This window comes from Streptomyces acidicola (assembly GCF_009377235.1).
In the GTDB taxonomy this organism is placed as follows: domain Bacteria; phylum Actinomycetota; class Actinomycetes; order Streptomycetales; family Streptomycetaceae; genus Streptomyces; species Streptomyces acidicola.
The window spans coordinates 1-24,495 of sequence record NZ_VMNX01000010.1; the positions used below are offsets into that span (position 1 = coordinate 1).

General features: G+C 68.8%; 23 protein-coding genes and 7 pseudogenes. 8 read left to right on the forward strand and 22 right to left on the reverse strand.

The features are described 5' to 3' along the window. The first annotated feature begins 208 nt into the window (after window positions 1-208). Entirely contained in the window at window positions 209-586 is a 378-nt protein-coding gene (locus FPZ41_RS05690; protein WP_100602404.1) for a nuclear transport factor 2 family protein, read from the forward strand. A 72-nt stretch (window positions 587-658) separates the two neighbouring features. Here the strand turns inward: FPZ41_RS05690 and FPZ41_RS05695 are convergent. From FPZ41_RS05695 to FPZ41_RS05700, 3 genes and pseudogenes are all read right to left on the reverse strand, one after another. Further along, window positions 659-889 (reverse strand): annotated as a pseudogene (locus FPZ41_RS05695) (IS630 family transposase); the annotation flags it as partial. A 32-nt stretch (window positions 890-921) separates the two neighbouring features. Continuing rightward, the gene (locus tag FPZ41_RS46855) at window positions 922-1,059 is read right to left on the reverse strand and encodes a hypothetical protein (RefSeq protein WP_194235996.1); all 138 of its coding nucleotides are present in this window, start codon (window positions 1,057-1,059) and stop codon (window positions 922-924) included. 349 nt (window positions 1,060-1,408) lie between these two features. Further along, window positions 1,409-1,789, reverse strand: a complete 381-nt coding sequence (locus tag FPZ41_RS05700) for a DUF6236 family protein (protein WP_322619875.1) — start codon at window positions 1,787-1,789, stop codon at window positions 1,409-1,411. Here FPZ41_RS05700 and FPZ41_RS05705 point away from each other — a divergent pair. Next, the gene (locus tag FPZ41_RS05705) at window positions 1,721-1,909 is read left to right on the forward strand and encodes a hypothetical protein (RefSeq protein ID WP_152859766.1); all 189 of its coding nucleotides are present in this window, start codon (window positions 1,721-1,723) and stop codon (window positions 1,907-1,909) included. The genes FPZ41_RS05700 and FPZ41_RS05705 overlap by 69 nt on opposite strands. A gap of 148 nt (window positions 1,910-2,057) precedes the next feature. Here the strand turns inward: FPZ41_RS05705 and FPZ41_RS05710 are convergent, their stop codons facing one another. The 5 genes and pseudogenes from FPZ41_RS05710 to FPZ41_RS05730 form a co-directional block, all read right to left on the reverse strand. Beyond that, window positions 2,058-2,585, reverse strand: coding sequence for a hypothetical protein (locus tag FPZ41_RS05710; protein ID WP_152859768.1), 528 nt, complete (start codon window positions 2,583-2,585; stop codon window positions 2,058-2,060). A gap of 217 nt (window positions 2,586-2,802) precedes the next feature. After that, window positions 2,803-3,003: pseudogene (locus FPZ41_RS05715) on the reverse strand (hypothetical protein); the annotation flags it as partial. A gap of 51 nt (window positions 3,004-3,054) precedes the next feature. Then, a complete protein-coding gene (locus tag FPZ41_RS05720; protein WP_152859770.1) occupies window positions 3,055-3,942 on the reverse strand; it encodes an SDR family oxidoreductase in 888 nt (295 codons plus the stop codon). A 55-nt stretch (window positions 3,943-3,997) separates the two neighbouring features. After that, entirely contained in the window at window positions 3,998-4,381 is a 384-nt protein-coding gene (locus FPZ41_RS05725; RefSeq protein WP_152859772.1) for an MmcQ/YjbR family DNA-binding protein, read from the reverse strand. Window positions 4,382-4,499: 118 nt separating this feature from the next. Next, window positions 4,500-5,417: an NADP-dependent oxidoreductase gene (locus FPZ41_RS05730; RefSeq protein ID WP_152859774.1), complete on the reverse strand. Its 918-nt coding sequence runs from the start codon at window positions 5,415-5,417 to the stop codon at window positions 4,500-4,502. 157 nt (window positions 5,418-5,574) lie between these two features. Here FPZ41_RS05730 and FPZ41_RS05735 point away from each other — a divergent pair. Beyond that, window positions 5,575-5,862, forward strand: a pseudogene (locus FPZ41_RS05735) (BRCT domain-containing protein); the annotation flags it as partial. Between the two features lie 258 nt (window positions 5,863-6,120). On the opposite strand, the gene FPZ41_RS05740 reads toward FPZ41_RS05735, so the two are convergent. After that, the gene (locus tag FPZ41_RS05740) at window positions 6,121-6,498 is read right to left on the reverse strand and encodes a nuclear transport factor 2 family protein (protein WP_152859776.1); all 378 of its coding nucleotides are present in this window, start codon (window positions 6,496-6,498) and stop codon (window positions 6,121-6,123) included. A gap of 41 nt (window positions 6,499-6,539) precedes the next feature. After that, window positions 6,540-7,286, reverse strand: a complete 747-nt coding sequence (locus tag FPZ41_RS05745) for an SDR family oxidoreductase (protein WP_152859778.1) — start codon at window positions 7,284-7,286, stop codon at window positions 6,540-6,542. A gap of 225 nt (window positions 7,287-7,511) precedes the next feature. On the opposite strand from FPZ41_RS05745, the gene FPZ41_RS05750 reads away from it, so the two are divergent. Then, window positions 7,512-8,351, forward strand: a complete 840-nt coding sequence (locus FPZ41_RS05750) for a helix-turn-helix transcriptional regulator (protein ID WP_152859854.1) — start codon at window positions 7,512-7,514, stop codon at window positions 8,349-8,351. Between the two features lie 302 nt (window positions 8,352-8,653). Here the strand turns inward: FPZ41_RS05750 and FPZ41_RS05755 are convergent, their stop codons facing one another. Then, complete coding sequence (locus FPZ41_RS05755) at window positions 8,654-9,523, reverse strand: oxidoreductase (RefSeq protein WP_152859780.1); 870 nt, start codon at window positions 9,521-9,523, stop codon at window positions 8,654-8,656. A 50-nt stretch (window positions 9,524-9,573) separates the two neighbouring features. After that, a pseudogene (locus tag FPZ41_RS05760) lies at window positions 9,574-9,783 on the reverse strand (SDR family NAD(P)-dependent oxidoreductase); the annotation flags it as partial. Window positions 9,784-9,888: 105 nt separating this feature from the next. On the opposite strand from FPZ41_RS05760, the gene FPZ41_RS05765 reads away from it, so the two are divergent. The 3 genes from FPZ41_RS05765 to FPZ41_RS05770 all read left to right on the forward strand — a co-directional run bounded on the left by FPZ41_RS05765 (window position 9,889) and on the right by FPZ41_RS05770 (window position 11,771). Then, window positions 9,889-10,779, forward strand: coding sequence for a helix-turn-helix transcriptional regulator (locus FPZ41_RS05765; RefSeq protein ID WP_152859783.1), 891 nt, complete (start codon window positions 9,889-9,891; stop codon window positions 10,777-10,779). A 32-nt stretch (window positions 10,780-10,811) separates the two neighbouring features. Beyond that, the gene (locus FPZ41_RS49360; protein ID WP_265584196.1) at window positions 10,812-10,943 is read left to right on the forward strand and encodes a hypothetical protein; all 132 of its coding nucleotides are present in this window, start codon (window positions 10,812-10,814) and stop codon (window positions 10,941-10,943) included. 183 nt (window positions 10,944-11,126) lie between these two features. Beyond that, entirely contained in the window at window positions 11,127-11,771 is a 645-nt protein-coding gene (locus tag FPZ41_RS05770; protein WP_322619862.1) for a dihydrofolate reductase family protein, read from the forward strand. Window positions 11,772-11,988: 217 nt separating this feature from the next. On the opposite strand, the gene FPZ41_RS05775 is transcribed toward FPZ41_RS05770, so the two are convergent. The 7 genes and pseudogenes from FPZ41_RS05775 to FPZ41_RS47940 form a co-directional block, all read right to left on the reverse strand. Next, window positions 11,989-13,254, reverse strand: coding sequence for an ISL3 family transposase (locus FPZ41_RS05775; RefSeq protein WP_265584197.1), 1,266 nt, complete (start codon window positions 13,252-13,254; stop codon window positions 11,989-11,991). 118 nt (window positions 13,255-13,372) lie between these two features. Then, window positions 13,373-13,578: pseudogene (locus tag FPZ41_RS50555) on the reverse strand (IS630 family transposase); the annotation flags it as partial. Window positions 13,579-13,878: 300 nt separating this feature from the next. Next, on the reverse strand, window positions 13,879-18,651 hold the full coding sequence (locus FPZ41_RS05785; RefSeq protein ID WP_228022488.1) for a caspase, EACC1-associated type: 4,773 nt from the start codon (window positions 18,649-18,651) through the stop codon (window positions 13,879-13,881). Between the two features lie 2 nt (window positions 18,652-18,653). Beyond that, entirely contained in the window at window positions 18,654-19,097 is a 444-nt protein-coding gene (locus tag FPZ41_RS47935; protein ID WP_228022489.1) for an effector-associated constant component EACC1, read from the reverse strand. A 497-nt stretch (window positions 19,098-19,594) separates the two neighbouring features. Then, the gene (locus FPZ41_RS05795) at window positions 19,595-19,978 is read right to left on the reverse strand and encodes a VOC family protein (RefSeq protein ID WP_228022490.1); all 384 of its coding nucleotides are present in this window, start codon (window positions 19,976-19,978) and stop codon (window positions 19,595-19,597) included. Window positions 19,979-20,479: 501 nt separating this feature from the next. Further along, on the reverse strand, window positions 20,480-20,638 hold the full coding sequence (locus tag FPZ41_RS46865) for a hypothetical protein (protein WP_194235998.1): 159 nt from the start codon (window positions 20,636-20,638) through the stop codon (window positions 20,480-20,482). 226 nt (window positions 20,639-20,864) lie between these two features. Continuing rightward, a pseudogene (locus FPZ41_RS47940) lies at window positions 20,865-21,080 on the reverse strand (bile acid:sodium symporter); the annotation flags it as partial. 2 nt (window positions 21,081-21,082) lie between these two features. Between FPZ41_RS47940 and FPZ41_RS05805 the strand changes: the two are divergent. Then, window positions 21,083-21,265: pseudogene (locus FPZ41_RS05805) on the forward strand (IS110 family transposase); the annotation flags it as partial. A 54-nt stretch (window positions 21,266-21,319) separates the two neighbouring features. On the opposite strand, the gene FPZ41_RS05810 reads toward FPZ41_RS05805, so the two are convergent. The 3 genes from FPZ41_RS05810 to FPZ41_RS05820 form a co-directional block, all read right to left on the reverse strand. Further along, window positions 21,320-21,907 (reverse strand): histidine phosphatase family protein, encoded by a 588-nt coding sequence (locus FPZ41_RS05810; protein ID WP_152859790.1) that lies wholly within the window; start codon window positions 21,905-21,907, stop codon window positions 21,320-21,322. A gap of 96 nt (window positions 21,908-22,003) precedes the next feature. Beyond that, complete coding sequence (locus FPZ41_RS05815) at window positions 22,004-23,638, reverse strand: pyruvate, phosphate dikinase (protein WP_152859791.1); 1,635 nt, start codon at window positions 23,636-23,638, stop codon at window positions 22,004-22,006. Next, a complete protein-coding gene (locus FPZ41_RS05820) occupies window positions 23,635-24,261 on the reverse strand; it encodes a transcriptional regulator (protein ID WP_152859792.1) in 627 nt (208 codons plus the stop codon). Before FPZ41_RS05820 ends, FPZ41_RS05815 begins: the two co-directional genes overlap by 4 nt. Window positions 24,262-24,495 lie beyond the last annotated feature (234 nt).

The following is a 24,495-nucleotide window of genomic DNA, read 5'->3' on the forward strand; positions in this document are numbered from 1 at the left end:
CGGATAGGGGCCACAGGCGCCGATCGGCAGCAACGGCTCGACCAACGCCCACTCGTCGTCGCTGAGTTCACGCCTCGCCACACGAGAGTTGTACCAGCAGGTGATCACGACTCCGTACAGGCCCTAGTGCTGTGACCGGGATGGTCCACCGTGATCGGAAGGCGGCTCGCGGGACGAGCGCACGCGCAACGGCTGGTATTACTGGGGCATGCAGGAAGAGACGGCACGCTCCGCGATCGACACGTTCATCTCCGCGTTTAACGCCTCGGACGACAGCTATGTGACTGCCCTGCTCTCCCAGGCCCTGACCTCAGACGTGGTCTTCTGGGGGCCGTTGGGTCGCAGCGAAGGAATCGCGGCGGTCGAGCGGTTCGTGCTGGACATCCGGCGCCACCCGGCGGGGACCGGCACGATGGTGCGCTGCTCAGCGGTGGACATGCCTGACGAGTGGGCCCGGTACCAGTGGGTCTTCACCACGCCGGATGGAGGCCCCCGCCTGGCGGGAACGGACGTCGTCCACCTGCGGCGGAGCCTCATCGACCAGGTCATCGTCTTTGCGGGGGAGATCGAGCCGTCCACCTCCTGAGTCGTCCTTCTGCCGCTGTCCTTCTCGTGAACTTGTCCCTTTCGGCACTCCGGGGCTGCGGTTCGCGGTCGGTCAGGCTGCGGCGTTGAGGGGGCGTCCGCCCCAGCGGATGCCCTTCTCGCTGCGGATGCGGGCGCGTTTCTTGCGTTGGGCGGCAAGTACGTCGGGGTGGCGGGCGTTGGCGTTGCGCCAGCGCAGGTAGCGGTGCAGTGCCTGGGTTTGCCTGGGGTGGCTGCGGTGGTGGGAGTTGGCCAGGGTGAACTGCCGCAGCGGGCCGAAGTGGGCCTCGATCGGGTTGGCCCAGTCATTGTGGTTGAACGAGAGCGCCTCGCAGGTCAGCGGTACGCCCACGGACGGGCTGTGTCGATCGCGTCGGTGTCGAGCTGGAACACCAGGCCGTCGTGGTCGCTTGCACCGCCGGGCTGATCGAGCAGACGGTAGCCGGACACGGCGCCGGCCAGCGGCCTGGACACCCACGCCTGGTCGATGCGGTCGTCGGTGACGGTCGGCGCAAAGCCCTGGACGCTGCCCCATAGACCGGCGCTCCGCCAAGTCAGGTTTCAGCAGGTCACAGCATTCCGTCGGTTGACAACACCTCACCACGCACCGGCGTGACCCGGCATCAGCCCACACTGTTCCGTCGCAGCGAAGATTGAGCGTTCTCACCGAAGGCTGGCGGGTGGGCTTCTTCTCATCGTAGGTTGAGCGGGCTGATCAGAGCCGGTTTGGCGGCCAGGTTCGTGGCGCACTCTCGGCGTTCTGGGTGCGTTAGCGTGGCGCCAGTTGCAGCGACCTTGTCGGGCGCGGTGCTCAGGTGCGCAATCACAGCGGCGACCGGCGGTTCGACATCCGATCCGCGGCCAGCAAATAGGCCACGGGAGAGCCGGTTCGCTGCTGCTGACGGGCCTTCATGCGGCCCGCGATGTAGGGAATGACGGTGAGCGCGACCGCCGCGGCCCCGACCGCCGGGTGGCCTCCGGAAGCGGCCAGGGCGCCCAACGCCGTGCCGGAGACGGCCCCAAGGTCCACCTTCAATCCCAGAATGCCCACCGTCGATTCGATGCCGAACGCGCGCAACGCCCGGCGCAGTTCGTCCAGTTGCGGCTCGGTGGCCCGCTCGTAGAGCGCCTGCAGATGGGCCTGGGCGATCTCGGCGTTCTCGACAGCGGTGATCTGTTCCAGTTCGGTTGCCAGGGAGTCGATGTGCGTCCGGAAGGCCGCGAGCTCGGGCGCGTACCGCTGCCGGAAGCCACCAGCCGGGAAACGGGCACGGCGGCGATCCTCTCGGGCCGGATCACCGCGCGGAGCGAGAGATGGACGTAGGCGGCCTGCGTGTCCTGGAAGGCCCGGGTCACTGGCTGGTCGAGCAGATCAGCGAGGCGGTCGAGGGCACCCACCGCGTGGTGCATCCGCAGGTCGTCGGTCACAGGTGACAGCGCGTTGTGACGGGCGACGGCGTCGGCCAGGGCAGTCAGGTAGACGGTGCCCAGCTTCGGGTGCAGCCCGATCCACGGGTCCTGCTCGTGAACCTGGCGGGCCAGGCCTGCCTCGACCAAATGGTGCCGCAGTTCGTTGGACATCTTGGCGTAGGTGCCGCCGCAGTAGATCCATACCAGTGCCCGATGGTGAAAAGGATCATCAGGTGCCCGCTGGCTGTACGGAGGGGACAGGACGGGCCACCGTCATCCGCGGAGACGACGAGTGCTGGATCTTCCGCTCGCATCGCCATGAGTGCTCTGGTGGTGTACGCCACAGCCGTCTCCTCGCCGCTGAGAAGTTCGAAGAAGGCGGTGGCCACCGTGTCCAGGTCGTCCTCGCTCGGAGTGATCTCGTGCAGCAGATCACTCTCCCCACGGATCTCGCGGACTAACTCGTTGTCGCGATCATCGACCGCACGCGGACGAAGCCTGACGATCCTTTCCCATGACAGCAGCGCGAGCTTGAGCCAGTCGCTGTCCTGGAAGTGCATCCACGGGTAGTACAGAGCGATCGCCGCCATTTGCCCTCCGATTCGTCAACGCGCCTGTTTCGCGGCCGGTTTGGTCAAACATCGATGAGAAGGACGCCCACCCACCAGACTTCGGCGAGAACGCTCAAGGTTCGTTGCGACGGAACACACACCGTACGTACACGAAAGGAGTGTGCGGGCAGCAGTCGCCAGCGGGAGCGGCCGGGGCTGTCGTCATCAGGCGTACTCGCTGTAGCGGTCTGACCCGGAGGAAGACGGGCACGAGGATCCTGGCGGTCTTGGCCGTACCGTCGGGGTTCGGGCGCAGGGACGGGCCGTTGTTCTGCACGATCTCGACCTGGAAGCCGCGGGTGTCGCCGAGACTCAGGGCCTCGACGTCCCGCTCGCCGAAGGTGTCAACGCCTTCGCCGAGCACGCGGACGAAGGCAAGGGAGGCCCGGTGTACACGGACGGTCAGTAGTCACTCACCTTGTCCGGTCCTGGCGACATCCCGAGGATGTCAGCCCAGGGCGGGATAGCCGCCGGCATCGAGGTCGTCGATCAGGCTCGGGTGGGTGGGCTGCCAGCCGGACCGTTCCCGGGTCAGTGCACTGGACGACGGCATGTCAAGTGCGAACACGCGACCGATGACGCCGAAGCGCTCAGGCGGCACCGACTCGACCGGCATCGCAAGAACGCCGCCGATAGCCTCGGCCAGTGTCCTCATGGTGTCGCCCTCGTCGGCTACCGCGTGCAGGACTGTGCCCGGCGCGGCGTCCTCGAGTGCGATGCGGAACAGCCCGGCGGCGTCAAGCCGGTTGACCGCTGGCCATCGCTGCGTGCCGTCGCCGACGTACGCTGACACGCCGGTTTTCTGTGCGGCGGCGATGAGCACTGAGCAGAAGCCGTATTGTGCCCCGCGCTGGTGCACGGAGCGCGGCAGCCGCACGACAGAGGACCGGACGCCCTGGTCGGCCAGGGCCAGCACCATCTCGGAGGTGCGGCCGCGGCCACCGACCGGACCGTCGGTGGTATCGGGGTCGTCCTCGGTGGAGGTGTGGCCTGGCATCATCGGCGTGAGGCCGGCATGTACGAACGGCTTGCCACTGCCTGCGAGTGCGGCCGCGAGAGTCTGCACGGCGCGCGCTTCCTCGTCGATGCCCTGTTCCAGGTTGTTCCAGTCGTTGCTGAAGGCGAGGTTGATGACACCGTCGGCCTGCGCGGCGCCGGCGCGGAGGCTGTCCAGGTCGGTGAGGTCGCCGCGGAGCGGCGTCCCGTCGGCGGCGGCGACGGCCTTAGCCGCGGTATCAGAGCGGACGAGGCCGAGGACCTCGTGACCAACGGCGATGAGCTCGGGAACGACAGCTGAGCCGATGCTGCCGCTGGCGCCGGTGACGAACACGCGCATGGGAGGCTCCAGATGACTGCTGCGACGCTGCGTCGCAGGATGGGCATGGTGAGGGTCAGGCGTGGCGGTTGTGGGTGCGCGGATCCACGGGTTGCTTGGACTTGGGAAGCCCGCCGACCACGAGACGGTAGGAGTCGGTCACGAGTTCCTTCACCAGCTTGTCGTCGATGGTGTCTCCGCCTTCCATTGTGATCCAGTGTCTTTTGTTCATGTGGTAGCCGGGGGTGATGTCTGCGTACTGCTCACGCAGGGCTGTGGCGTCGTCAGGGTCGGCTTTCAGGATCACGACGGGACGTCCAGGCATCTCGGTCATGAGCATGAAGACCTTGCCGCCCCCCTTGTGGAGCTCCCAGTCGGGGTCGAAACGATGCTCCTGGTCGGTGCCGGGCAGTTCCGCGGTGTGGTCGCTCGCGATCTTCTGCAGTTCCTGTCCGTCCAAGGTGATCAACTCCTCTGTCGGTTCGAATGCCTGGGGTCCCTTTGCGCCGGTCGATGGCCGGCAGTGGACGGCCACCGACCGACCGGCAGGTCATGGTCCTGATCTCCGCCATGGCCATCTACGGCAGGACGCGGATGACTGTCTTGCCGCGGCGTCGCGTGGTTGGGTTGAGGGCGCCGATGGCGTCGTCGAGGCTCGCGATGTCACCGATGTTGGTCCGCAGGCGTCCGTCCCGCACCCGCTGCACGATCTCACCGAGTTCGGCGCGATCGGCTTCGACGACGAAGTCGACGGCCAGGCCGTCAGCGGGCCGTGCTTCGACCGGGCCGACGGCGGACACCAGGGTTCCTCCGGCCTTGATCAGGGCGGCGGACTGCTTTTGAACATCGCCGCCGATGACATCGAAGACCAGGTCGACGCTGCCGACGTCTTTGAGCGTATCGTTCTCGAGGTCGACGAACTCGTGTGCGCCGAAGTCGAGTGCCTTCTCACGGTCGGCGGCGCGTCCGGTGCCGATGACGTAGGCGCCGGTTTCACGTGCGAGCTGGGTGACCATCGTCCCGACTGCTCCGGCTGCGCCGTGGGCGAGGATGGTCTGGCCGGCCTGGAGGCGGCCGTGCTGGAACAGCCCCTGCCACGCGGTCAGGCCTGAGATGGGCAGGGACGCGCCTACCGTGAAGTCGACGTCGCCTGGCAGCGGTGCGAGGTTACGTGCTTCGATCGCCACGTACTCCGCGAGGGTGCCGTCACGGTGCCAGTCGGCGAGGCCGAACACCCGCTGTCCGACCGAGAGCCCTGTCGTGCCGTAGCCGAGGGCGGTGACCACTCCGGCCAGCTCGTGGCCGGGGATCGACGGTGTCTTGTCACGGCCGGCGCGATCGGTCCAGGTCGATGGCCAATCCATCTCTGTGGGGACGAAGCCCGATGCATGGATCTGAACGATGACGTCGTTGATCGCTGCGGACGGCTCAGGCCGCTTGGTCAGCGTCATCCCGGCCGTTCCCGCTGCCTGGTCGGTTACCACAATGGCTTTCATTGAAATGGTCCTTTCTCGTATGTGTGGTGGGTTTAAGGTTTCCGGGTACCCCGCGGGCGCGGCGGCCGCACCGGTGAGGGGGCCGTCGGGGCTTGGGGGCTGAGCTTGCGCATCGCCCGGTTCTGTCGCTCTACCGCCTGCGCGATGTGCCCGGCGCGGCGGCGCGGGCTCGCGGTGCGCGGCGGTGGCGGCGATGCCGCTGGCCGGAATGACGGTCGTCGTGACCGGCGCGATGACCGGCCCACTGGAGAAGCTCAGCCGGAACCAGATGAACGAACTCATCGAACGCGCCGGCGGCCGCTCCTCCTCCAGCGTCTCCAAGAAGACCACCCTGGTCGTCGCCGGAGAAGGCGCCGGATCCAAACGCACCAAGGCCGAAACCCTCGGCATCCGGCTGACCACCCCCGACGAATTCGCCACCCTCATCGCCGACTTCGTCGACTGAGTGGTCCCCAGAGGCCTGTCCGGAGGAGTTCAACGAATGGGCACAGGGATGCCGGGATAGGGATGAGATGTCTTCTCCTCCCGTTGATCAATTTGCCGCCGCCCCATCCGCCTGGGAGCTGTCTTGGAGCCGGTGGAGCTCGGCCCAGTTCACTTGAAGAGGGGCGGTCGTCACGAAGGGCGACCGAACCAGGGCTCGGCGCACCGGGTCCGGCCCCAACGCAGTCGGCGTCGGGGCTGCGGCAGACGGCTCCTGCCTTCACTTGACGTGGATGACGTGCTTGGAGATGCGCCAGCCGTCGGCGGTGTGCCGCAGGTCGTCCATGAAGACGACGCTCACGACCGAGCCGTCGGCCCGGAGCCCCAGGCCCTTGGACCGGACATGGACCTCTTCGCCCGGGCCGTCCGAGATGACGAAGTTCGTCGTGTGATGGGCCAGGGCGTGCCCCTCGGCACTGAGGACGGAGACGATCGCCTTCAGGCCGATGGCCGGTTCGAAGCCGAACACGGTCCCGTCCCAGAAGGCGTCCTCGGTGAGGCACTCGCCGAGGCGGTCCATCTCGTGATCGTCCATGAGGTGGTTCAGCAGCGACAGGACTCTTGTGATCTCGACGGTGTCGTCGTTCGTGGGTTGCATTCTGTATCCACCGGGCCTTTCCGTACTGAAGGAGTACGAGCTCAGCGCTGGTTGCTGAGGAGGGCCAGGACCTCGTCGTACTTGCCGTTGGCCTCCGCGTCGCGGACGAAGCGGGCGCGCTCCACGACGAGTTCCTTGGCCTCGGGGTTGTCGCGCAGCTGGCCGAGGGTCTCGTCGAGGAAGTCGTCCAGCGGCATGGACGACTCGGCGTCCTCCTGGCCGAACATGGCCGTCCGCACACCCGGCGGGGCCACCTCGATCACCTGGACCCCACGGTCGGCGAGCTGCACGCGCAGGCTGTCCGAGAAGGAGTGCAGCGCGGCCTTGGTCGCGTTGTACGTCGGGGTGATCGGCAGCGGTACGAACGCCAGCGCGGAGGAGACGTTCATGACGGCCGCGTCGGCCTTGCCGATCAGGAGCGGGAGGAAGGCGTACGTCATCCGGAGCGTGCCGAGCAGGTTGACGGTGACGTGGTCCTCGGCGATCTGCAGGTCGGCGGGGTTGAGGACGTCCTCCCGCAGCATGATGCCCGCGTTGTTAACCAGGACGTTCAGTTCCGGGTGGTTCGCCCTGACCGTTTCGGCGGCGTGGGCGATCGACGCGGGGTCCGTGACGTCGAGGGCGAGCGCCTCGACGCCCGGATGCTCGACCACGATCCGGTCGAGCAGCTCCTTGCGCCGTCCGGCGACGATCACCTTGTTGCCGGACTCGTGCAGGCGTACGGCGAGGCCGAGGCCGATGCCCGAGGTGCCGCCGGTGATCAGGACCGTGTTGCCCGTCAGGTTCATGCGGGGATTTCTCTCTCTCGCTGGTCGTGGGCCCGTGAGCGGCCCACAGGTCGACCGTAGGAGCGCCTCCGCCGGGGCGGGAGAGGACCGGTTGTCCAGGGATCGGCTGTCCCTGCCCGCCCCTTCCGGTCGTAGCGGATCGTGCCCCGCCAGGGTGCCCAGCCATGGATTACTGGTCCCTGGCTGGGCAGGAGGAAAGGGGCGACCATGGGAGCCATGGAGCGCATGGACAGGAAAGCGCTGGCGGAGTTCCTGCGCCGGCGGCGCGAGACCCTGCGCCCGCGGGACGTGGGAATGGCCGAGGGGCCGCGTCGGCGTACCCAGGGGCTGCGCCGCGAGGAGGTCGCCGCGCTGGCCGGTATGTCCACGGACTACTACACCCGGCTGGAACAGCAGCGCGGCCCGCAGCCCTCGGTACAGATCGCGGCCGCCCTGGCGAGGGCGCTGCGCCTGACCCTGGACGAGCGCGACCACCTCTTCTCGCTCATGGGCCACAACGCGCCGGCCCGCTTCCTCCGCTCCGAGCACGTCGCGCCGACCCTGATGCGGGTCCTGGACCGGCTGGAGGACTCCCCGGCGCTGGTCCTGTCCGACCTGGCCGACACCCTCGCGCAGAACCGCCTCGCCACCGCGCTGCTGGGCGACCAGACCCAGCACACCGGGCTGGCCCGCAGCGCCTACTACCGCTGGTTCACCGACCCGGCCGAGCGCGCGTACTACCCGGAGGAGGACCACGAGCATCACGGCCGCACCCAGGCGGCACGGCTGCGGGCCGCGCTGACCAACAGCAGCGACACCTCCCGAGCCGCTCGTATTTTCGCCGAGCTCCAAGAACGCAGTACGGAGTTCGTCCGGCTGTGGGAACTTCAGGAGGTCGCCCTGCGCTACGACGAAAGCAAAACCATCCTCCACCCCCAGCTCGGCCGCATCGACGTCGACGGCCAGGTCCTCTTCACCGACAACCGTGCCCAGACCCTGGTCGTGCTCACCACCCGTCCCGGCACGGAGAGCCACAGCAAACTGGAACTGCTCTCCGTCATAGGCCACCAAGAGCTCACCCCCTGACCCCCTGCGGCGAAGGCGTCCCCCAGGGGATCCGAACCGCCGGGCAACGCCAACCGGGACGGCCATCCGGCGGAGGACGTGGTACTGGCCGAGGTCCTGCCCGCGGCGGAGACCACTGAGCTTCCATCCCTCGGCGGAGGCGATCGCCGAAGTCACCAGCCTGCTCGCGCCCGGCGACAGCAGGCGCTAAAGGACTTGGGTGCTGCGGTCTGATCTCCGTGCGCGTATCGCAACCATCGCGCCGAGCTCGTCGCCGCCACCGCCTTGAGTCCGATGCCGACTGGGGTCTTCCCTGCTTGGTGTCAGCTGCCGATCGTGTCGAGTTCGGAGACCGCGTTCGTCGGCAGCGTCAGGTCGGCGGAGGCGATGTTCTGGCGCAGGTGGGTGCGCGAGGAGGTGCCCGGAATGAGGGCGATGGTGGCCGAGCGCTGCAGCAGCCAGGCCAGGGCGACCTGTTGGGGTGAGGCGTTAAGGCGTGCGGCGACATCGGTCAAGGTCTGTGACTGCAGCGGGGAGAAGCCGCCCAGGGGGAAGAACGGGGTGAAGGCGATGTTCTGTGCCGCGCACCGCTCGACGAGGGCGTCGTCCTGGCGGTTGGCCAGGTTGTAGAGGTTCTGCATCGTGACGACCGGGGCGATGGTCTGCGCCTCGGTGAGCTGGGCCTCGGAGGCGGCGCTGAGTCCGAGGTGGCGGATCAGGCCTTCCTGCTGCAGCTCGGCCAGTGCGCCGAACATGTCGCCGATCGGCTCCTCGTCCGTCTGCCCCTCGTTGGTGCCCAGGCGCAGGTTCACCACGTCGAGCGTGTCCAGGCCCAGGTGCTGGAGGTTCTCGTGGACCTGGGCCTTGAGGTCCTGGGGGTCCCGCGAGATGTTCCAGCTGCCGTCGTCGCCGCGACGGTTGCCGACCTTGGTCACGATGCGCAGGTCCGCGGGGTAGGGGTGCAGGGCCTCCTTGATGATTTCGTTGACAACGGCGGGTCCGTAGAAGTCGCTGGTGTCGATGTGAGTGATGCCCCGCTCGACGGCCTCTCGCAGTACCGCGACGGCCTCGTCCCGGTCCTTGGGCGGCCCGAACACGTTGGGTCCCGCAAGCTGCATGGCTCCGTATCCCATGCGGCTGATGGTCAGGTCGTCGGCGAGGGTGAGAGTTCCGCCGGGGGTGGTGCCGGTCATGGCGTGCCTTCCATTGCGTTACTTGATGGGCGGTTTGCCCTTTATTGACTGTGTGCGGGGACATCCGCAGCCGCAGCGGTGACGGACGCGTCGTCGGTGACGTCGATGGGGGCGAACCGTGCGCCGAGCGTGGGGGCTGCCTCCGCGCCCTGTTAGGGGTTGCGGGCTCCGACCAGCACGGTGTGACCGAGTTCGATGAGGCGGTGAGTGGTCTCGCGACCAAGCCCCTTGTTCGCTCCTGCGATGAAGATGATCGTCATGCGTTCATAGTGCGTACACCCGCGGCAACCCCGCCAGGGACGCTTCAACAGTAGGAGCAGCAGTACCACCCTCGATATCACCTTGATGACCGAGGATGCAGGACGATGGACATCATGACGATGACACCGGAGGCCGGGCTGGGGGCAATGATCCGCACCTGGCGGGAACGGCTGCCCCCGTCGGCCGCGGGACTGCCGGTGGGTCGGGCACGGCGCGCGGTCGGGCTGCGCCGCGAGGAGCTCGCCGACCTCGCCGGTGTCTCGGTCGACTATGTCGTGCGCCTGGAGCAGGGCCGGGCCACGACGCCCTCAGCGCCGGTGGTCGCGTCTTTGTCACGCGCCCTGCAGCTGTCCACCGCCGAGCGGGATCATCTGTACCGGCTGGCCCAGCTCGCCCCACCGGTAGACGGCGCGATCTCCGGCCACATCACACCCGGAGTGCACCGTGTCCTCACCCGGCTCGGGGACGTCGCAGTCGCCGTGTTCGCGGCGGACTGGCAGCTGATCTGGCGGAACCGCAGTTGGGCTGCGCTGTTCGGCGATCCCTCGTCGGTGCCACCGCATCTGCGCAATTTCGCCCGCGAGCGGTTCCCGGTAAGCGCAGATCCTGTTCGCCTCGGGCTCTGGCCGGTGACCGAAGTGGACCGGGACGCCACCGACGCCGCTGTCGTGTCCGATCTGCGCCGCGCCACCGGCCGCTTCCCGCACGACGCGCGCCTCGCAGAGCTGATCCGGGTATTGCGCGCGGGCAACCAGCGGTTCGCCGAATTGTGGGTGAGCGGCACAGTGGCCGCTCACCGTGAGGACCATAAAACGATCGAGCACCCCTCGGTGGGGCTGATCACGGTGGATTGCGATGTGCTGACCGATGGTGACTCCGAGCTCAAGATTGTGATCATGACTGCCGTGCCCGGCAGCTCGGACGAGACCAAGCTGCAACTCGCGGCGATTACCGGTCCGCCGGACACCACGACCAGCTCGCACACACACCGGTAGGCGGCATACCAGCCGCCCGCGACGGGCGGCTCATGCCAGATCCGGGAGGACAGCACGCGGAACCGGCCCGGGAGAGCGGGGCGGCCTCCACTAAGACCGGCACCGACTCCTACCGGCTCGCCTCCACCCGGGCCCGGGCCGAGGAACCCGCCAAGGCCGGCTGAGACCCCGCCTTTGAATCGCGGAGCCGTCCGCGTGCGCCACGGCCACACGGCCCGCGGATCTACTTCCTGACGCGCCTTGGAAGAAAGTTGCGGGCCGCTGTCGATCCGGCCGCGTCCCATTCGACATCATGATGTGCGGCGCCTCGCCACACGATGACGCGACAGGACCAGACGAGGAAACACGTGGATCAACTGCTGAGAGTCATGAACTTCACTGTCTCGAGTGACGGAATCGGCGCCGGTGAGGACCAGAGCCTTGAGAGTCCGTTCGGCCACGTCGATCCCGGGAGACTGTTCGCCTGGGCCGGTGCCACGGCGAGCTGGCCCATGCGCACCGACCCCGGGGGGAGCCGGGGCCTCGACGACTACTTCACGCGGGACTTCGCACGCAACATCGGTGCCGAGATCATGGGCCGCAACAAGTTCGGGCCCCAGCGCGGGCCCTGGCAGGACCATGACTGGCTTGGCTGGTGGGGGGAGGAGCCCCCGTTCCGCACCCCGGTGTTCGTCATGACCCACCACAAGCGTCCGTCGTTCACGCTCTCCGACACCACGTTCCACTTCGTCGACGGCGACCCGGCCACGGTCCTCGAACGGGCGCGGGAAGCGGCACAGGGTAAGGATGTCCGGCTCGGCGGCGGGGTCACCACCATCCGGCAGTTCCTCGACGCCGACCTCGTCGACACCATGCATGTGGTGGTCTCGCCGGTAAAGCTCGGGTCTGGACTACGGCTCTGGGAGTCCCCCGATGAGCTGCTCGACCGGTTTCACCTGGAGGTCGTGCCCAGCCCGAGCGGCGTGACGCACCACCTGTTCTGGCGCAGGTGACGCATGGGCCCACTCGGGAGCGGCTGAAAAGGCCGGCCAGGCACTCACCGAGGACCAGACGTTCAGCTGATTCGCCCTGATCAAAGGTTCAAAGACGGGTTCTGACACCTGCAGGCCCCGCCTCGACGGCCCTCTGCCCTCACCGGCGGCGGGCCGTCCCACGAAGTGACGTCATTTCTCGGTTCTGGCACAGATCTTGGGGAGCGGTCGCGGAGGGTTACTGAAGGAGGATCATCTTGCGGAGTAGTTCGAATCCGGCCCGCCCGTAGAGCTGCCTTTTGATCTTCTTGATGCGGTTCACGGCGCCTTCGGTGCCGCCGGAGCTCCAGTGCAGGGTGAGGCCCGCGGTCACGGCGTCGAGGTCTCGGAGTAGGTGGAGTGCGAAGTTGGTGAGGCCGGGCAGTTGGCTGGCGTCGACGGCATTGATCCATGCGGGGAGCGTGGAGCCGAGGCGGTGGGTGAGGATCTCGCCGAAGTCGCGGACGTGCCCGGCGGCGGTGTCCAGTTCGGGGCAGCGGGCCAGGACATCCTTGAGTGCTGCGCGTTCGTCCTCGCTCAGGGCCGTGGGGTGTCGGGTGAGCCAGCCGGTGACCTGCCGCACTGTTGGCGGAGGAGGCGGCGCTTGCGGTGGGGCAGCGCGCAGGGTGGCGATGTAAGCGCGGACCATCTGGTGAGTGACGGAGGCGTTGTCGGCGAGCAGTTCGCGGTGGAGGCGGGTGACGCTCGTGCATCCCGCGGCGAACCGCCGCTCCAGATAGGGCTTGTAGGGGTCGAGCCTGGTGGGTCGGGGCCGGTTCTCGCGCAGGGTGTCCTGCCAGTGCGAGGCACGCGCATATCGCAGCACGGTGTTGAGGCCCCAGCCCAGGTGGCGGGCGATCGCCCGGCGGGAGTGGCCCTGCGCGAGCAATTCGCGGACCAAGGCGTGCGCGGCTTTCTTGCCCTGTGCCCGCCGACCGTCAGGGGCTGGATCAACGCGCACCGGGTTGTCCTTGGATGAGTAAACGTCCATGCTCCTGGACGGCGTTGGGATGCGCAGGCGCTCGCGGTGGGCGGCGACGCAGGTCTCCACGGCTCGGCCGACGCCCTGCCACAGGTGGAACCGGTCAGCGACCTGGATCGCGGCGGGCGCGCCGAGTCGAGCGCCCTCGGCGTAGGCGCCCGCCCTGTCCCGGCAGATGATCTCCACGCCTGGGTGGGTGGCCAGCCACGCGGCCAGCGGTCCGGAGTCGCGCGTCGGGAGAACATCGACGACACGATGGGTTTCTCCGCAGGTCAAGACGGTGGAGTAGGTCTGCCCTCGGCGGGTCGCGAAATCGTCCACGCCCAGCACGCGCGGAGTGCTGGGTTGCGGGTCGGGCAGCGCCATGACCCTGCGCAGCAAGGTCATCCGTCCGGCATGGAAGCCCAGTTGGGCGGCCAGCCGGGCGCCGGCCCGTCCGGCGAGCGCAAGCCCGACGCGCTCCAGGGCGTGGTTGAGCCGCATGGTGAAGCGTGCGTACGGGGTGGTCAGCTGCGCGAACGGCTCGGCGAACGTGCGGCGCGGGGCAACTGTCCGTGCTGCAGATGAAGCGCCGGACCGTCAGATGGATCACGACGCTCTGCCCAGCGAGCGGCAGATCCTTCAGTCTGCGCTGGTAGGAGTCGTGCACTCGGCGCCTGGCCCAGGTCCGTGCGGTGGGCGGCGTCATCGAAAAGCCGGCTTCGTCCTCGAAGCACAGCCGGGCGTCGAGCGCCGCCACGGACCTTCCACCTGCGGCCAGGTCTCCTTCACCCAGCCCGCCACGGCCTCCTCGTCGCGCTCGATGGCGAGGCACCGGCAGCGAATCGCTCGGCGGCCTCCATCCGGATCCCCTCGCGAAACGCCTGCCGTTCAGGCGTCAGCCCACCACCCTGCGGATATCTCACACAACCGGCATACCGCGACGATCACACACCGTCAGCCCCCAACGACATCACGCCGAAAAGGTCAGTAACGCCGCACCGTGGGTTCGGAAGAGGCCGCTGGGAAAAGGAGCGCGCTGCCACCTCGCCCGGCGGCCCACCTCAACTCCGCATCACCAGGGTCTGGGGGAATGCGGGATGGGCTTCACCACAACACCGCCCGGCGTCAGCCGCAGGACGTGCGGTAGGCCAGGTGGGGGAACAGCTGTTCCCACTGGTCTTCCGGGACGCTCAGGGGATAGGACCTGCACAGGGCCTCGTAGAAGCGGTCGGTGTCGAAGCCGAGCACGTAGGTTCTTTCGCCCGTCATGCCGCTGCTTGAACTGCCGGACTGGCCGACAGCCAGCCATCGAGGGCCCTGGGGCGAGTTCGCCGGGGGCACGTGTACCGCGCCTGCGTTCTCCAGTGTGACGAGCCCGGGAGTGCTCCACCGCCCGTCCTTCCCGACGGACCAGACGCGATAGGGGGCGCTCGTCACGGCGTAGCGGCCGTCGGGGGTCATGGTGATCGACGTGACCGCGCGGTCGAGCAGGAGGGCGCCGGGCTTCTTTCGGGGATGAACGGGATCGGCGACGTCCCAGAACTCGACGGTGCCATCCTGGAGTGTCGCCGCCAACTCCCCTTTGCCCGTGGGGAAGTAGCCTCCGGGCGCGGCCGGAAGCATTCCGCCCTCGACGGGGTGCGTGGGCCGGGAGAGGTCCCACAACTGAGCGTTGTCCCCCGCTTCCTCGGTGATGAGCAGCTGGGACGAGCTGCTGTACATCGAGCCCTGCATCGTCGCCGCGTCGTCGATGCGCCCGCCCTTGCGGGGCCGGGCGGGGTCGGAGACGTCCCAGAACCTGATGTGTTTCCCATCCTCCACCGTCGCCAGGGAGCGCGCCCCGGCGAACCACAGGCTTCCCGAGTCCCTGAGGCCGCCGCTCGCCCTCACCCCGACCGCGCCCCGGCGGACGGGCTTCGCCGGATCCCGGATGTCCCACAGCGCGATGTCGGGTTCCTCTTGCGAGCCCACCGCCAGGAGACGGCCGTCGGGACTCACGGTGATGTTCGGGATGTCTGCAGTGAGCGGGATGCTGCGGCTCTTCTTCAGGGTTCCGTCAGAGGTGAACTGCCAGAGCTGGATGGTGTGGTCCAGCCCCTTCCCGTTCCAGTAATGCGCCAGGAGCACGGGCGTCTTGTGGGAGGTGAGGAAGTACTTCGCCTCCCATCCCCTCGGCAGGGTGTACCGGACCCTCGGTGCGGCAAGGTCGCCAATGTCCCACACCTTCGTCGTGCGGGGGCCGTCCGCGTCCGTCTGCGAGGCGATGACGAGCCGGCCGTCGGGGGTGAACGGGCTGGTCCCCGCCTGGGGCATGACGTAGATGCCGCCCGTGAATGCCGGTGCCCAGGGCCGGTCGGGCCACAGCCGCACCTCTCCGCCCACGTCACCGGCCGCCAGATACCGGTTGTCCGGGCTGAAGGCAACCGACTGGGCCGGTTCGCCCGTCGGCAGGGTCATCCCGGTCATGCTCTCCACCAGATCCGGCATCTTCTTGGTCACATCGGCCCACGCGACGCCGTTGTCGTGGTCCGCTCCCGCCAGGTACCTGCCGTCCCTGCTGAACGCGAGCGACGGGATGCCGTCCTTGTCGGTGCCCCAGTAGTCCCGGTACTGCCTCGCCCTCACGCGCCGCAGGTCTCGTCCGTCCGCCGCCTCCCACCAGGCAATCTTCCCTAATGCACCGGTCGCGACCACCAGGTCGCGCCGCGGATGGGCCGCGACCGCCGTGACCGTGTCGGCCCGCTCGGTGTCCCGCAACAGGGGCCGGTCCGGATCGCTCACGTCCCACAACCGGACCTGCGCGGGCTGGTCGCTCGACTCCCCGTTGCCGTTGCCCGTGATCAGATGGTGTCCGTCACGGGTGAACGCCACGGAGATCACTTCCGACCAGGCGATCGTCCGCTGCGTACGCAGCGTGGGGTGGGCGGGGTCGCTCACGTTCCACAGCTGCAGTTGCCCCTTCTGACGGCCCGCCGCGAGAGTCCGGCCGTCCGCGCTGAACGCCAGCGTGTACGTCACACCGTGGGCGAACCGGATCAGGGAGAGCCGCCTCGGCTTCTGCGGGTTGGCGGTGTCCCACAGCGTCAGTTCGTCAGCCGACTGTGCGGCCAGCAACCGTGAGCGCGGATGGTAGGCGATGGCCGAACCGCTCTTCAGCGTGAACCGGTCCGCCTCCACCGGCCTGGTCGGCTCGGCCACGTCCCACAACTGGACCCGGCCACCCCTGTAACTCGCGGCCAGGGTCTTGCCGTCCGGGCTGTAGGCGACGTTGAGAACCGGCTTGCGGTACGGCTCCTTCGGAACGAGGACGGTCGGCGTGACGGTCGTCGCCGCCGTGTACAGGCCGGAGCGGGTCTCCGGAGTAACCGCGGTGCGGTACGCGGCCAGGCTGAGGCGGAGCGCGGTCTGCGGGTCGCGTTCGCGCATCGTGTCGGCCTGGGCGGCCAGTTCCCTGGCGATCAGGCTTTTCTCCCGGCTCGCCGCCTGCCGGTTCTCGTAGAACGCCCACCCGAAGAGTGAGGCGGCCACCAGAGACAGGGCCGAAAGACCGGCGATCCACGCCCGCGTGACGACGCGTCGGCGCCATTGAGCGCGGTCGCTCGCGGTGACGAAATCGCGTACCACACGGCGGACGGGAACTCGGACGACCGCCGGCGCGGCTGCCATGGCCGAGCCTGCGGCGATCGCCCGGGCTCCCCGGGCCGCCTGGGTATCGTCCGTCGTGAGCTGCTTCGCCTCCTTCAGGGCGTCGCCCTGATAGAGGCCGCTCGGCTTCCGTCCCGCCTCGGCCCAGCCCTCCGCCGCCGCGGTCAGCCTCCGCAGCCTCAGCAGGTCGTCCCGCACCTCGTCGATCCAGCCACTCAACCTCCCCCACGCGTGCAGCAGCGAGTCGTGGCCGAGCTGGGCCCCGCCCTCCTCGTCCACGACAACCAGGCGGGCGTCCGCGAGCCGGCGCAGCAGGTCCTCGCTCCCGGTCAGTTCCTCCGGCGGCACCCGGCGGCGCACCAACCGCCCCTCGCCGTCGGCCACATGCACCATGGCCAGCAGGAGGTTCCGCAGAGCCGCGCGGCCGGTCTCGTCGAGAGCCTCGTAGATCCTTTCGGCGGCCCCGGCCACGGCCCCCCGTATGCCTCCGGCGGCGGCGTACCCGGCGTACGTGAGCGTGGTTCCCTGCCGCCGCAGCCAGATCTCCGGCAGGGCGAAGGCCAGGAAGGGAAGCGCCGCGGCGTCGCCCGCGGTGTGCCGCTCCTCGTTCACGTCGCGCCGCAGGAGCTGCGGTACGCCCTCCTCCCACTGCAGGCCCGTGTACTGCGCCGGGCCCACGATTGCCGCCTCGACCTCCTCGTCGTCCAGCGCGGGCACGGCGAAGTGGCCCGTCCGCACGACGCGCGCCAGACGGGGGTCACTCAGGGCGTCGCCGTAGTAGTCGGCACGCAGCGCCAGGACGAGACGCGGGCCGCCCCCGCCCTCGTTCCGGTTTTCGCCCCACTCCTCGTCCGCTCCCGCGATGAGGGCGGCGGCGAACCGTTCGCGTTCGGCCGCGTCCGAGCAGAGCGTGAAGTACTCCTCGAGCTGGTCGATGACGAGGACGCGCGGCGCCCGCCCGGCCCTCGCCCCCGTGGCCACGGGTCGGCTGAAGCGCCCTCGCTCCAGATCTCGTACGACGTCGGAGGGCGCCCTGCCCACCGCCGCAGCCCACGCCTCGGCAAGCGCCCGGAACGGCCGCTCACCCAGCGCGGACACCACCCGGACAGGGCCGAGCCCCTCCTGCTCCGCGGCCACGCTCAACCCCGCCCGCAGCAGCGAGGACTTGCCGACCCCCGACGGCCCCACCAGGACCACCGGCTCACCGGGCCCCGCCCGCTCGACGCGCCGCAGTAGCTCCCGGGTCAGCTCCTCCCTGCCGAAGAACAGACGGTGCTGTTCGGGGAGGAAGGGGAGGATGCCGGGGTAGGGGCAGACGGCGTCCGGATCCGGGACGTCGGACACCGGCCGTCCGGTGTCCAGGCTCGGCCGCGGCTCGTACCGGCGGTTGAGGGCGAGGGTGAGCTCCCCCATGCGCGCGGTGCCACCGCCGTACGGGCGGGCCGCGCTGCCCTGGAGCCGCTGGTCCAGCAACCGGTAGACGCCGCCCAACGTCAGCCACTTCGGGCCGCCCGCGTCGCCCTCCCGCAGCAGGCTCAGCAACTGGCCGCCGAAGAGGGTGTGCTCCGCGTCCGGTGGGGCATACGCCAAGGCGTTGCGCATCGCGGACGCGAGCAGGTAACTGCCGGCGGGCCGCGCGCCGGCGAACGGGTCCGCGGCAGCCGACCGGCCCGGCTCTTGGGCGTTCCCCGCGAAACAGCAGTCGAGGATCACGACCGGGTCGGCGGCGGCGTCGCTCAGGTAGCGCTCGATCTCTGTGTAGGGAATGGAGTGCGCCGTGTCCGCCGTGGACTTGGTCGCCGCGGTCGCCAGGTACAGCTGCTGACCGGGTCCGCGCAGCCCGTGCCCGACGAAGTAGAGGAGTACGGTCCCGCGCTCGTACCGCTCCTGAGTGGGCTCGGCCCGAACGATCGCCGCCGCCAGCGCTTCCAGCACCTCGCTCGGTGATGTCGGGTCAGTGAGCAGCGTGACCCGATCGCCCATGCCGCACACCGTTCTCAGCGTCTCGGCCACGTCCTGCGCCGACCGACGAGCAGACGGCAGACCAGGCAGCTGGGTCCCCGGGTGGGTGGCCGTCCCGACCACCAGCGCGTGGCAACCGGCTTCCGCCAGATCCGGCGTCTCCGGCGTCTCCGGCGTCTCCGGCGTCTCCGGCGTCTCCGGCGTCTCCGGCGTCTCCGGCGTCTCCGGCGTCTCCGGCGTCTCCGGCGTCTCCGGCGTCTCCGGCGTCTCCGGCGTCTCCGGCGAGGGCATGGTCAGCCCGCCTCTCGCGACGGACCGACTCGGCCGTCATCCTCCGCCGTATCCCGCGTCCCCGGTGAATTTCGTTCCTGCCCAAGCACAGCGGCGACCCGCTCGGCCAGCTCACTGGTGCCCTCGGCGGTCAGACCGCGCACCTTCTCCGAGGAGACCACGGTCTGCGTACCGTCCGGGAGGGTGATGGTGACGGTCTGGTTGCCCCGGCGGTTCTGCAGCCACACCACGACGGCTGCCCCCAGTGCCGCCGTCGGACCGCCGGGAGCCAGCAGCAGCGCAATCAGCTCCCCCAGCGCGCCCATGGCTCCGTCCGGCGGCGCGGCGGGAGCCTCCCGGCGGACAAACGCGCGCAGATCAAGGTCCTGGCGCAGCCACTGGTACAGATCGTCCGCGGCTTCGGCCACGTCCCCGTTCCCCGCGTCAACGACCAGCGTGACTCGCATCCCCGTCCCCTCCCCCTTGAGGTACCACACATGTCCATCTGCCTCAACTGTTCTGGCCAGCATAGGAGTTGGCAACACGAGAACGCGCCTGAGTGGCGGTAGATAACATCGGTGGCGTCGGTGTCTGGTGCGCGGCACATCCGGCTTCGCGCCGTGCACGGCTGTGGCCTGCGCTGGTCGGTCCTGCGGTCGGGTCCGGGGCACATCGGCTCACCTGGCAAGGACCACACCGACCACAGCGGCCATGACCGTCACCGCGCCGAATGCGGCGGCCAGTGGTTGGCTTCACGTTGGACCGTGCCGCGCTCTTCGAGCACACCGGGCGCAGGGCCTTGGCCTCCGCGTGGCGCGGTCGGCCCACGCCCGGATCACCGGACCCGGCAGCGGCACCGCCCCCGAACTGATGGCACGCCTCACTGGGCAGGCACGCAACGGGAGGACGGACACGTGAGCCACATGGCCCCTTGTGGGCTTATCCCGGCGATCCCCCAGGCTGGTTAACGGCCGGGGGCGTACGTGCCGAAGGTCCACACATTGCCCTCGGCGTCACGGGCCATGTAGTCCCGCGAGCCGTAGTCCTGGTCGGTCGGCTCCCGGAGGATTTCCACCCCGGCCTGTCGGGCCCGCTCGACATGCGCGTCGGGGTCTTCAACGGTCACGTACACGCCGGCCGGTCCGTCCCCCATCGCTGCGTCGAACACGCCGCCACGGCCCTTCGAGCCGAGCATCACCACACCGTCCCCGTAGGTGAGTTCGGCGTGCAGTACCATTCCGTCCTCACCCTCGTACACCGCACCTTTGGCGAAGCCGAAGGCTTCTGTGAGCTGCGTGATGGCCGTTTGCGCGTCCCGGTACAGCAGCGTCGGGCAGACCCGTGCCATGACGATCACCATTCCTCCCCGTAGAGGCTCTGGAGGCTCCGTTCCAAGCTCCATGCCCGGAGAACGCCGACCGGGGCAGCAATGACGCGGTGCTGGCCAACGGTTCCCGCGTTCAGCCTATCCAGCCAAGCCGGTTCTCGGCCCGACGAACACACACCCACGGACTGCCTGCTTGGGCTTCAGCCACAGTGCGCTGTGCATCGAAGCGCACACATGCCTGGCATGCCTCTTCCCGCATCAGGTTTCCTCGGGTCTCACCTGCACCGACGCCCGGTCGGCACGGGACCAAGATCATCGCTTAGCGCTAATGGCTGTTCCGTTGTTCCCCGAGGCCGTTGTTCTGCTGACGGTTTCGTCGCCGCTGACACTTCCCCATAACGTCCCCTCCGCGATACCAGACCAGGCTATCGGCCTGCACCGACAACAGGACACGAACAGAAGGCAGCACCTCGACAGCACCCAGGCCCCATCCACGGCGCTGGTTCACAGGAGAGCACAAGCTCATGAGGAATGGGCTTGGTCCTCGACGTCCAGGTTCAGCAGGAGGGAAAGGGCTTCGTACTTGGCTTCGAAGTCGAGCATCGGCGGCGTTCCGTCGACGCCGACGGGACACTCGGCCCACCGATGGCCAACCGTCGCCCCGGTGATCACCGCCTGCACGCCGCCGTCAAAGACACGACGGTCACCTACATCGATCCGCAACGGCGCGTCATCTCGGAAGCACCTCGTTTACGCCGTCCGGCACAGCGTCAAGACGCTGGCACTCCACAGCCGTCAGCACCGTGACGACCCGGCAGTTGCCAGCTTCCTGTACGCCAGCCGGCTGTATCGCCGTGTTCCGAGCCCACGGCCGGTTCGGGAACCGAATCCGGCTGCTCGGGGAGCTGAGGCGCCGCGCGGTATACGAGGTCGCGGCGAGAGCCAGACCCAGCAGCGCGGCGGCCGGGCTCAGCAAGGCGTGCAGCCGCAGCGGGGTGATCTGGTGCCAGATTCCTTCCGTCATCCCCCGACTGAACGCCGTGTAGACGACGAGCAGGATCAAGCACCGGTCCAGCGGGCCGAGTACCCGCTTGTGGCGGCTGATGAAGGGCCCGATGCAGCGGCTCCGCGTTCGCCACCCTGCACTCTCCCGCCTCCCGCACCCACTACGACAAATGCCGGGATCGGAGGAAGACCCACACCCAGGCCCTCCTCCGCCTCGCCCGCCACCGCATCAGCATGCTCTTCGCGATGCTCCGCGACGGCACCTTCTACGAACCACGCAGCCCCGAAGCAGCCACCACATGACCACTCAGCCTTGACGAAGGACATAGAGGCACCCGCCATGACCGGTCCCTTCGCTCAGGGGCGGGTGCCGGCCCCGAACCCCGTCCAGCGCAGTTCGACCGGCAGGTGGCCCATGTCGTTGTACAGCAGCATCGTCGGCGCCATGCCGTCGCGGTACTCGATCACCGTCAGCGCCGCGTTCCCGCAGTTCAGGCCGAGCCATCGCACCGGTGGCGCCTCGAGGGCGTGTCGGACCAGCCAGGCCACCTGGTAGGCGTGGGTGACCAGGATTTCATGTGTCTCGGTTTCGGCGGGGCGCGCGAACCTGCCGGTCAGGGCGTCGGCACGGCGGCGCGCGTCCTCGGCTTCCTCGGCTCCGTAGCCGTCAAAGAACGCCGCCCATGTCGGCGGCACGTCGCCCGGTACATGCGGGATGTGATCGATCAGCTCCGGCGCTTCCCGCACGACAGCGTCCGGCAGACAGACGCCCATGATCTGCGCGGAGTGCACCGCCCTGGGCAGGGGCGAGTGCCAGACCGCTGCGATCGGAAGGCCGGCCAGACGCTTCCCGACCAGCTCCGACTGCCTCGCCCCGACGTCGGTCAGCGCGCCGAAGGGGTCGGCCGCTCCGTGTCGTACCAGGTACACATGCCGAGTTGCCATGGTGGATCTCCTGTCAGGATGGGCTCGTCGTCGAACAGTCGAACGGTCGAATCGGCTGAATCAGTCGGGCCAGCGAATTGGTCGGGGAGTGTGGGATCAGCGGTTGCGCAGTGCCGCTTGGGCCGCGTCGAGGCGCTGGGCTTCCTCGCGGGCGGAGTGGTCGCCCGAGACGTCGTCGGCCCATGCGAGCAGTCGGTGGACGTGTTCGTCGGCCGCGTCGGTGACGACGCGGGGACGGCCGAGGGCGACTTCGCCGCTGGTTCCGTCGATGGTGATGAGCGTGCCCTCCGGGATGGTACGGACGCCGGCCGTCACGGAGCCGTCGTCGCGGTCGATGGTGAGGCCGGCGACGCCCACGACCGCGGGCTTTCCCATCGCCCGCGCGACGACCGCGGCATGGCTGGCCGGCCCGCCGCGCGCTGTGACGATTCCGGCGGCGGCGGCAAGACCGTGCACGTCGTTCGGGGAGGTCTCCGGGCGTACCAGGATGACCGGATCGGCCCGGGCCATGCGTACCGCGCCGTCCGCCGTGGTCGCGATCCTGCCGACGGCGACACCGGGGCAGGCACCGATTCCCCGGGCGAGGACGTCGGCCTCCTCGGCGGACGCGATGCGCGGTGTGCGGACGTGCCGGAGATGGAGCGGCGAGACCCTGAGCAGTGCTTCGTCCCGTCCGATGATCCGCTGGTCGACGAGTTCGGTGACCACACGGACCGCGGCACCCCCCACGAACCGGCCGGGCCGGACCTGCAGGATCCACAGCTCGCCGGACTGGAACGTGAACTCGACGTAGCAGGCGTCACGGTAGTGCCCCTCGATCCGGCGCAAGGCGTCGAGCAGCCCCGTCCACACGTCCGGCTCCCGCTCGGCGAGTTCGCGCAGTGGCCGGGTCATCGATTTCCCGGAGACGACTTCCTCTCCTTGGCGCCCGAACAGGACTTCGCCGAACGGGATGTTCTCACCGGTGTTGGGGTCGCGGCTGAACGCGACTCCGGTGCCGCTGTGGCCGTCGCGGTTGCCGAACACCATCCTCTGGACGATCACGGCTGTACCCAGGTCGTGCGGGATGTCGTTCAACTCGCGATAGGTTCGCGCGCGTGGTGCGTCCCACGACGAGAAGACAGCCTCGATCGCCTGCTCGAGCTGGCGGGTGACGTCGTCCGGGATCGGCTGACCGCTTCGTTCTCGAACGAGGTTCTCGACTGCCTCGATCGACTCGGTCAGGCGCGTTTCCTCGTCCTCGGTTTCTCGCCCGGGATGTCCTGCGTGGACGGTTCCCGTGCCGTCCATGTCCGCGTTCGTGATCGCGGAGGCGAAGCTCGTCAGAAAACGCAGCCGCGAGTTCAGCGCGAACGGCCGGTCGCCCGTCTCTGCGGCCAGGCCCACGGTGGCTTCGGTCGTGAGACCGAGGTTGAGGATCGTGTTCATCATGCCGGGCATGGACACACTGGCCCCGGAGCGAACAGACACCGCCAGCGGGTTGTGCGGTCCCCCGAAGGCACGCCGGGTGGAGCGTTCGAGGTCGGCCATGGCCGTCGCGAGCTCGTCGTCGAGCCCCTCGGGAAGGCGCCCGTCCCGGAGGAAGGCACGGCATGCCTCTGTGGTGATGATGAACCCGGTCGGCACCGGCAGGCCGAGACGGTGCAGTAGGACAAGGCCGAGTGCCTTGCCGCCCAGTGTCTCCGCCGTCTCCTCGGCCTGGGCGGAGATCGTGCGAATCCACCTCCTCATCGCTGCAACCCGAGTGTGGCGAGCAGGTCTTCGTGGAGCTCCGCCCACACGACGTGGTACGACCCAGTGTTGTCGGCCACGTACTCCAACTCGCCGGAGGCGGCGCGATCGAGAGCTCCGGTGAGGCGGACTCGGTAACGGCCGAACCGAGGCAGCGCCGCGGACAACTCGGCACAGACCACGGCGGCGCGTCGGTCGAGATCGGCGAACCGGGCGAGGACCCGGGAGTCGTAGGCGGGATCGCTGTGGTCGTTGGCGCTCATGACGCCGTCGACAGCCCGGAGTTGCCATGCCGTGCAGAGGTCGAGCAGCTCGGGGTTGAGGACGAGGAACCGCTCGAACGCCGCCGTCACGCGCGCTCGTGCATGGGCCGACTCGAGCTCGTGGGTGATCCGCTCGGAGTCCGCGGCACGGCCGGCCTCCGTGAGGCTCCAACCCGGTATGCCGCCGGACAGGCGCGTGACCAGACCGTCGGCCCCGAGATCGATGAGCTCGGACTCGACATCGGATTCGTCGAGACCCGTGATCGCGTGGAGCCGGGCGAGGCTGACAGTGCCGGCACAGCGCAGAGCGTGCAGTACCAGCAGGCCGGTGTCCGTCGCGCCAGCTTCAGGCCAGGTCATGGGTGGTCCTCCGGGGGTGGGGTGCGATGTGCGGGAAGTCCGTCGGTCGTCGATGGCTCGCGGCGCGAATCTCTTGTGCGCGACCTGCCCTGGCCTTGTACGCAGCCTGCCTCGACACGGACCGGCATCGTCATTCCTGGCGGCCGTACGCGCGGACCGCCAGTGGGCAGAAGGTCGCGCACAGGATCACAACATCTGGATGCCGTCATCATCTGGATGCTGGTTGTATCATGA